We start from the raw sequence: 1,440 nt of genomic DNA, 5'->3' as shown, positions 1-1,440 counted from the left end.
TGAGCTTCCGACTTGTATGTAGGTACCGGTTGGGCTGGCTGGGTGATCACTGGTTGTAGCCTGCCGGAGGCGCTGGGCCGGGCTCGCTCGTGAGCTTCCTGCCGCCCCGTTGGGCTGGCTCTCCGGGGGTTTGCGGCCCGGCCCGGCGCCGGCCGCGGTCTGACTCAACAGAGGAATGGGCTCCACACGCTGAAAGTCGGAATGTCGACCGTGGCTTTCCTTGTCCGATAAGGGAAAGGATCTGCGGTCGATGGTCGTGATCGGGGTTGACCCGCACAAGTCCAGCCACACGGCGGCGGCGCTGGACTCCGACACCCACAGCACGCTGGGCACCGTCCGTGTGGACGCCACACTGGTCGAGTACCGGCGGCTGCTGACCTGGGCGCGACGGTTCGGCGAACGTCGGTGGGCGGTGGAGAACGCCCGCGGCCTCGGCCGGCACCTGGCGCAATGGCTGATCGCGCGAGGCGAGACCGTGGTGGACGTCCCGCCGACGGCCACCGCCCGGGTGCGGGAGCTGTCGCGGGGCGGACGCCGTAAGAACGACGTGCTCGACGCGGCGGCGGCGGCCGGCGTGGCCGCCCTGCGCGGCGATACCGCTCCCGTCGCGGCCGAGGACGCCACGACGGTACTCGCAATGCTGGACGAACGACGCGGCAACCTCACCCAGCAGCGCACCCGCACGGTCAACCAGCTGCACGCGTTGCTGCGCGACCTGCTGCCCGGCGGCGTCTCCACCGACCTGACCGCCGATCGTGCCTGCGCGGCGCTGACCGGGATCCGGCCTGCGTCACCGGTGGAACGGGCACGCAAAGAACTCGCCCGCGAGTTGATCACTGACATCCGCGCCCTGGACGCCCGCCTCAAGGCCAACACCCAACGCATGCGGGACGCGGTCGCCGACTCCGGAAGCAGCCTGACCGACATCGTCGGGGTCGGCCCGATGGTGGCGGCAAGGTTGCTCGGACGCACCGGACGCGCCTCACGCTTCCCGACCTCGGCGGCGTTCGCCGTCTACGCCGGTGTCGCCCCGATCGAGATCGCCAGCGCGAACAAGGCCCGCCACCGGCTGTCCCGCGAGGGCGACCGCAAGCTGAACAACGCCCTGCACACCATCGCCCTGACACAGATCCGCATGCCCGACAGCCGCGGACGCTCCTACTACGACCGCAAGACCGCCGAGGGCAAGACCCACAACGAGGCCATGCGCTGCCTCAAACGCCGCCTCGCCGACCACGTCTGGCGCCTCATGCTCGCCGACGAACCTCGACAAGCCAGGGAAGCGGGCCCGGGAGGACATTCGGGGGCGACTCTGACATCCAGCGCGACCGGCACAACCCCGACAGCCGACTCTTCGGAAAAGTCACTTCCCGAACCCGCCAAACCAAAGCCTACAACCGAGCCCGACCCAACGCCTTGACAAACACAGAGGAACCCCCG

The 1,440-nt window shown here is 69.6% G+C and carries 1 protein-coding gene; it reads left to right on the top strand.

Annotated elements, in window-relative coordinates:
• Window positions 1-250 precede the first annotated feature (250 nt).
• The gene (locus ABD223_RS43255; RefSeq protein WP_344044171.1) at window positions 251-1,420 is read left to right on the top strand and encodes an IS110 family RNA-guided transposase; all 1,170 of its coding nucleotides are present in this window, start codon (window positions 251-253) and stop codon (window positions 1,418-1,420) included.
• Window positions 1,421-1,440 lie beyond the last annotated feature (20 nt).

Source organism: Saccharothrix xinjiangensis, from assembly GCF_039527585.1.
Taxonomy (GTDB): Bacteria; Actinomycetota; Actinomycetes; order Mycobacteriales; family Pseudonocardiaceae; genus Actinosynnema; species Actinosynnema xinjiangensis.
This window is presented reverse-complemented; position numbering and strand designations above follow the sequence as displayed.